At 42.3% G+C, this 6027-nt stretch carries 8 protein-coding genes and 1 pseudogene; all 9 read left to right on the plus strand.

All coding sequences use genetic code 11. The features are described 5' to 3' along the window. Window positions 1-17 precede the first annotated feature (17 nt). The 9 genes and pseudogenes from ffh to Q8P28_02700 all read left to right on the plus strand — a co-directional run bounded on the left by ffh (window position 18) and on the right by Q8P28_02700 (window position 5946). Window positions 18-1403 carry a signal recognition particle protein gene (ffh, locus tag Q8P28_02660; protein ID MDP2681696.1) on the plus strand — a complete coding sequence of 462 codons (1386 nt, stop codon included), beginning with the start codon at window positions 18-20 and terminating at the stop codon, window positions 1401-1403. 75 nt (window positions 1404-1478) lie between these two features. Beyond that, the gene (rpsP, locus tag Q8P28_02665; protein ID MDP2681697.1) at window positions 1479-1742 is read left to right on the plus strand and encodes a 30S ribosomal protein S16; all 264 of its coding nucleotides are present in this window, start codon (window positions 1479-1481) and stop codon (window positions 1740-1742) included. Between the two features lie 26 nt (window positions 1743-1768). Further along, window positions 1769-1999: a KH domain-containing protein gene (locus Q8P28_02670; protein ID MDP2681698.1), complete on the plus strand. Its 231-nt coding sequence runs from the start codon at window positions 1769-1771 to the stop codon at window positions 1997-1999. Between the two features lie 3 nt (window positions 2000-2002). Next, complete coding sequence (gene rimM, locus Q8P28_02675) at window positions 2003-2530, plus strand: ribosome maturation factor RimM (GenBank protein ID MDP2681699.1); 528 nt, start codon at window positions 2003-2005, stop codon at window positions 2528-2530. Continuing rightward, window positions 2520-3266, plus strand: coding sequence for a tRNA (guanosine(37)-N1)-methyltransferase TrmD (gene trmD / locus Q8P28_02680; GenBank protein ID MDP2681700.1), 747 nt, complete (start codon window positions 2520-2522; stop codon window positions 3264-3266). The genes rimM and trmD overlap by 11 nt, the downstream gene beginning before the upstream one ends. A 49-nt stretch (window positions 3267-3315) precedes the next feature. After that, entirely contained in the window at window positions 3316-3657 is a 342-nt protein-coding gene (gene rplS, locus Q8P28_02685; protein ID MDP2681701.1) for a 50S ribosomal protein L19, read from the plus strand. A gap of 13 nt (window positions 3658-3670) precedes the next feature. Continuing rightward, a pseudogene (locus tag Q8P28_02690) lies at window positions 3671-4288 on the plus strand (ribonuclease HII). Continuing rightward, window positions 4269-4637, plus strand: a complete 369-nt coding sequence (locus Q8P28_02695) for a YraN family protein (GenBank protein ID MDP2681702.1) — start codon at window positions 4269-4271, stop codon at window positions 4635-4637. Before Q8P28_02690 ends, Q8P28_02695 begins: the two are co-directional and overlap by 20 nt. A 424-nt stretch (window positions 4638-5061) precedes the next feature. Then, complete coding sequence (locus Q8P28_02700) at window positions 5062-5946, plus strand: hypothetical protein (GenBank protein ID MDP2681703.1); 885 nt, start codon at window positions 5062-5064, stop codon at window positions 5944-5946. The last annotated feature ends 81 nt before the right edge of the window (window positions 5947-6027 follow it).

The following is a 6027-nucleotide window of genomic DNA, read 5'->3' on the forward strand; positions in this document are numbered from 1 at the left end:
GGCGGTTTTAAGCTGCTGTGTTTGAGAGTTTAAGCGATAGGCTTGGCATAATAATAAAAAAGATTAAGGGCTGCGGAAGCTTGTCTGAGGCAAATATCCATGAGGCATTAAAGGATGTCAGGATGGCGCTTCTGGAGGCCGATGTCAATTTTACGGTTGTCAAAGACTTTATAGAAAGGGTAAGAAATAAGGCTGTAGGCAAGGATGTGCTGGAAAGCCTCACGCCTGGACAGCAATTTATAAAGATTGTCAGAGATGAACTTGTAGAGGTTTTGGGCGGAAATTCTTGCGGCCTTGAGCTCGGGGCAAAACCGCCTGCGGCAATCATGCTTGTTGGTCTGCAGGGTTCTGGGAAAACAACGACCACCGCAAAGCTTGCAAGGCATCTTAAGTCTAAAGGCAGAAATCCGTATCTTGTCTCTGCGGATATTTACAGACCCGCAGCTATGCTTCAGCTCAAAAGGCTTGCCGGAGAGATAAATGTGGATGTCTTTGACGCTGAGAGCATGGGGACACCTCCCCCTTTATCCCCCTCATGGAGGGGGACAGGGGGAGGTGTCCTCAATCCGCAGGATATAACCAGAGAGGCGAAGAGAATTGCCGACATCAAAGGGTATGATACTGTTCTTGTAGATACCGCAGGAAGACTGCATATAGATAGCGAGTTGATGGAGGAGTTGAAAGAGCTAAAGGCTATCCTTAAACCAAAGGAGATCCTCTTTGTTGCGGACAGTATGACAGGACAGGACGCGGTGAATACTGCAAGGGGATTTGACGAGGCAGTCGGGATTACAGGCATAATCCTTACAAAACTTGACGGTGATACCAGAGGCGGAGCAGCCCTTTCTATAAAAAATGTAACAGGCAAGCCTATAAAATTTATCGGGGTTGGAGAAAGAATAGATGCACTTGAGCCTTTTTATCCTGACAGGATGGCGAGCCGGATACTTGGCATGGGCGATGTTCTCACGCTCATAGAAAAGGCGCAGGAGGTTATTGACGAGAAAAAGGCAAAGGAACTGGAGAAAAAGATAAGGAAGGACACATTTACGCTGGAAGACTTTAGAGAGCAGCTTCGGCAGATAAAAAAGATGGGCAGCCTTGAAAGTATAATTGCAATGATTCCAGGTTTTAAAGAGATGCAGAAAAAATCCGGCGTTATGCCTGATGAAAGGGAATTGTTTAAAACAGAGGCTATAATAAACTCAATGACAAAGAAGGAGCGGCTTAATCATACTATCCTTAATGCAAACAGAAGAAAGAGGATTGCAAATGGGAGCGGCACATCGGTTCAGGATGTAAATAAACTTGTTAAACAATATCTTCAAACGCGCGAGATGATGAAGAGATTTTCTAAAGGCGGGTTGCCGCTGATTGGCGGAAGGGGACTTTTGCCGTTTTAAAACTTCAAGGCTAAAGCCTTGAGTTACAGTAACTCAAACCTTTAGGTTTGAGATTTTAAGGAGGTGTAGGGTAAAATGTCGGTCAAGATAAGGCTTGCAAGGATAGGTGGAAAGAAAAAACCTTTCTACAGAATAGTGGTTACTGATTCTAATTCTCCAAGGAATGGGAAATTTCTTGAGATAGTTGGGACATACGACACAACAAAGAATCCAGCAAAGGTAGAGCTAAAGCAGGATGCCATATTGGGATGGCTCAAGAAAGGGGCTATTCCAAGCGAAACAGTAGAAAAGGTTTTAAATAAAGCGGGCGTTTTGGTCAAGCTGAAAAGCGCAGCTTGAGCTATTTCTAATCCGGAGGTAGAAAAATGAAAAATCTGATTGAGACACTTGCAAAGGCCCTTGTAGATTATCCTGATCAGGTCAAAGTGACGGAGGTTGAAGGGGAAAACACATCGGTTATAGAACTGGCTGTTGCCAAGGAAGACCTTGGAAAGGTTATTGGCAAACAGGGAAGGACAGCCAGAGCGCTCAGAACAATCCTTACTGCCGCATCAGCAAAGATTAAAAAGAGGGCAGCGCTAGAGATAATTGAATAACAATTGAATAACAAAGACAAACTCCTTTTGGTTGGCAAGGTAGTCGGCGTTCACGGTATTCACGGCGAGATAAAGATACTCCCCTATGGTGATTGTGATAAAAAGCCGTGGAAAAAAATTTATCTTTCCAGAGGAGAACATGATTTGATTTGCGAGGTTACGGATAACAGGCCTCATAAAGATGTTATCCTTGCTTCTATTAAGGGATATAATGACAGAAACCGGGCCGGTGAACTGGCAGGTTATGATGTCTTTGTGGAAAAGGCATCGCTTCCCATGCTTCCCGAAGGTGAATATTATCACTTTCAATTGGAAGGTATGGAGGTTATAACAGACGAAGGAAAGAAAATCGGTGTTGCAACAAGCGTACTCTTAACAGGCAGCAATGATGTGTATGTGGTAAAAGACAGTTTAGGGAAGGAGTTTTTGATACCGGCTACCGCTGATGTAATTCAAAAGATTGATGTTGACACAGGAAAGATAGTCATTCATTTAATAGAAGGATTATTGCCGGAGAAAAATGAGATTTGACATCCTGACCATCTTTCCTGGTTTTTTTGAAGCGCCTTTCAAACAAAGCATACTTGGCAAGGCTATTGAAAAGGGGCTTATAAAGATTGGCATCCACAACATAAGAGATTTTGCCCTTGATAAGCATAAAACCACCGATGATTCTCCCTATGGCGGCGGCGATGGGATGGTTATGAAGGCAGAGCCTATTGTAACCGGAGTTGAATCAATCAAGACTAATTTCAATCCTGATGCAAAGGTAATTCTTACCACGCCGCAGGGAAAAAGGTTTGATCAGCAGATGGCTTCTGAACTTGCTGTTTCAAAGGGTTTGGTGATTATATGCGGCAGATACGAAGGCGTGGACGAAAGGGTAAGAGAATTGGCGGTTGATATGGAAATATCGGTTGGAGATTATATTCTGAGCGGCGGAGAAATGCCTGCCATGATAATTGTAGATGCAGTGTCAAGGCTTATATCAGGCGTTCTTGGCTCGGATATTTCAGCAAAAGATGATTCTTTTTCACCCGCTGGAGTTTCACCTTCAGTAGTTTCTCCGGGTCTTTTAGAATATCCACAATATACAAGACCGGAATCCTTCAGAGGGCATAAGGTTCCTGAAATCCTTTTGTCAGGAAACCATCAGGAGATAAAGAAGTGGAGAAGGCTGGAATCAATTAAAAGAACATGTGAGAAGAGACCTGATTTATTAGAAAAGGCCGGTTTGACGGAAGAAGAGAAAAAGACAGTCAAATAAAGCTGATAGCTGATAGCTGACATTTGAACTTTAAAAGCGGAGGTTTTTTATGAATCCATTGGCTAATATTGAAAAAGATTTTTTACGCACGGATATACCTGAATTCAGTCCCGGAGATACTGTGCGTGTAAATATCAGGATCAAAGAGGGCGATAAGGAGCGCACCCAGGCATTCGAAGGCACAGTTATACGAAAAAGAGGCAATGGCATCAGGTCCACCACTACGGTCAGAAAGGTCTCTTACGGCGTTGGCGTAGAAAGGACATTCCCTCTGAATTCTCCTTCAATAGAGAGCATTAAAGTGGTAGGCAAGGGCATGGTGAGAAGGGCAAAGCTCTACTATCTGAGAAATCTGAAGGGCAAGGCAGCAAGGATAAAGGAAGGTACGTAATCCGAACTGTAAAAACATGGATGCCTATGAGCAGGATGCCTTTAAAAAGGGCTGCCGCCATATTGCAGGGGTAGACGAAGCAGGCAGAGGACCTCTTGCAGGACCGGTAGTTGCGGCAGCGGTTATTTTTTCCACTCCGCCCCTTCATCTTGGGATAAGGGACTCCAAAACCCTTTCTTCCTTGCAGAGAAATGCGCTGCTTCCCGATATTTACCGTGAGGCATTGGCTGTCGCTATCGGAGTTGTATGGATGGATGAGATAGAGACAACCAACATTCTTGCGGCATCGCTCAAGGCAATGGCCCATGCGGTCAAAAAACTCAATCCTTCTCCTGACTTTGTCTTAATAGACGGACAATTCCCGCTGGATATTTCCATTCCGCAGCTGCCCGTTATCAAGGGCGACTCCAAAAGCGTCAGCATAGCCGCCGCTTCAATCGTGGCTAAGACCGTTCGTGATAGTATCATGGACGCATATCATGCTATTTTTCCCTCATACGATTTTATTAAAAATAAAGGCTACGGAACCGCAAAACACCTTGAGGCAATCAAATATTTTGGGCCTTGTCCGATTCACAGAAAGACATTTAAAGGGGTAAAGGAATACATAAGTGACATTCGCAAGGATTAGTGTCGGCAAAAAAGGGGAAAGCCTGGCCGCGGAATTTCTCAGGAAAAACGGCTACAGGATTGTGGAAAATAATTTCAGAAACAGATACGGCGAGATAGATATTATTGCCATTGAAGGAAAAACCCTTGTATTCATAGAGGTAAAGACAAAAACAAACAACAAATTCGGCCCTCCGAAAATGGCGGTGGATTTAAGAAAGCAGAGGCAATTATCAAAAACAGCGCTGGCATATCTGACGCAAAAAAGGCTTAACGATTGTCCGGCAAGGTTTGATGTGGTTGGGATCAGTATAATGGAGGATAAGACAGAGGTGGAACTGATAAGAAATGCGTTTGAGCTTTGTCTGTAAGCTGTATGTGTGGATTTTCAAGACTCTCCCTAAATGGCTATCAAAAATCCAGCGGACTTCTGGCCTCTTTGACTGTTTTACTATATTCACCCTCCCCTGAAACATCCATTGAGGATGTTTTAGTCCCCTCCCGTCAAGGGAGGGGGAAAATTAAGTCCCCTCTCCCCTTGCGGGAGAGGGTTAGGGTGAGGGGTATGTAAACTTAATTTTGTCTTGTACTATAGAAATCTGATAAGCACGAAAAATGGAATATTATCCAACCACGAAACTATTATGAAATCAAACACTTATGTCAATTTGATTTTACAATTTGCTTGAACTGGTAAAAAAAATTTGATAAAGTCCAGACCTGTATAATAACTGGTTATATGTAATAAAAGCATCGGCAATTAACAGTTCTCTTAATGAATTAAAGTAAGCGGTAATGAAAATCTATTTTGACTCAAAGGATATTATCAATATTATTGAAAAGTCTACTCCATTTTCTGTAGACGATCTAGAACATATCCTTAAATCAGGCGGTCATGAACTTGTCCTATCCTTTCTCACTATCATGGAGATATCTGAGCCATTGCTTCATAAAAAGGCAAAGTCAAATATAATGGGATTGCTCAATCGAATTGAAAAGTTGCCGCATACCTTTATTCATTCTTCAAGCATCACACGTATAGAACTTATTGAGGCTTATGAGGCATTTTCGAAGGGGCGTGAATATAACGATATAAATCCTTATGTGAGCCGATTTGACGAGACATGCGATTTAAGCAAGAAACCTCCTACACATGTTTATATAAATTATTCTTTGTCTGGAACTGTGTGGGATCTTTATTGCTTTGGAGCAGTGGGTGGATTGGATGCGTACGGTGAAAAATTAAGAAAGATTTTTATGGCTGATCGATCTATGACAAATCAGCCAACCCCCCAAAATCATTTTACTACAACAGTTGAACGTTTATTATCCCTTTATGGATTAAAAATACCATCTACAGAGATAGAACCACTCTCAAGTTGGATTTATGACAATCCCACCCGTTGCCCTTCAGAAAGATTAGGATATGAGTTATGGCACAAAATGCTTAAAAACATAACTGATATACCAACTAATTCGGATATGGAGGACTATAATCATTTATGTTGTCTTCCTTATGTTGACTTAATGACTCTTGATAGACGTATGTTTAATTACGTTGCTCAAGCTTCGAAAGGTCTTGAATTGTCCTATGATTCAAAAGCTGCTAAAATAGCAAAAGTGCACCTCCCCCGAAATAGTGGACACACCAAAGGGTTAGGTTATAGTAGAATCATATAACCTAAGGAGGTGTGAAATGCAAGAAAGGAAAGTGAACAGGAAATACGATAAGCAGTTTAAGGAAGAAGCAGTAAGACTTGC

Source organism: Deltaproteobacteria bacterium (assembly GCA_030690165.1).
In the GTDB taxonomy this organism is placed as follows: domain Bacteria; phylum Desulfobacterota; class GWC2-55-46; order UBA9637; family UBA9637; genus JACRNJ01.

Excerpts from the sequence above, each read along its gene's own strand:
- rpsP (MDP2681697.1), top strand. The coding sequence starts at position 1,479 with ATGTCGGTCAAGATAAGGCTTGCAAGGATAGGTGGAAAGAAAAAACCT.
- Q8P28_02670 (MDP2681698.1), top strand. The coding sequence starts at position 1,769 with ATGAAAAATCTGATTGAGACACTTGCAAAGGCCCTTGTAGATTATCCT.
- trmD (MDP2681700.1), top strand. The coding sequence starts at position 2,520 with ATGAGATTTGACATCCTGACCATCTTTCCTGGTTTTTTTGAAGCGCCT.
- rplS (MDP2681701.1), top strand. The coding sequence starts at position 3,316 with ATGAATCCATTGGCTAATATTGAAAAAGATTTTTTACGCACGGATATA.
- Q8P28_02700 (MDP2681703.1), top strand. The coding sequence starts at position 5,062 with ATGAAAATCTATTTTGACTCAAAGGATATTATCAATATTATTGAAAAG.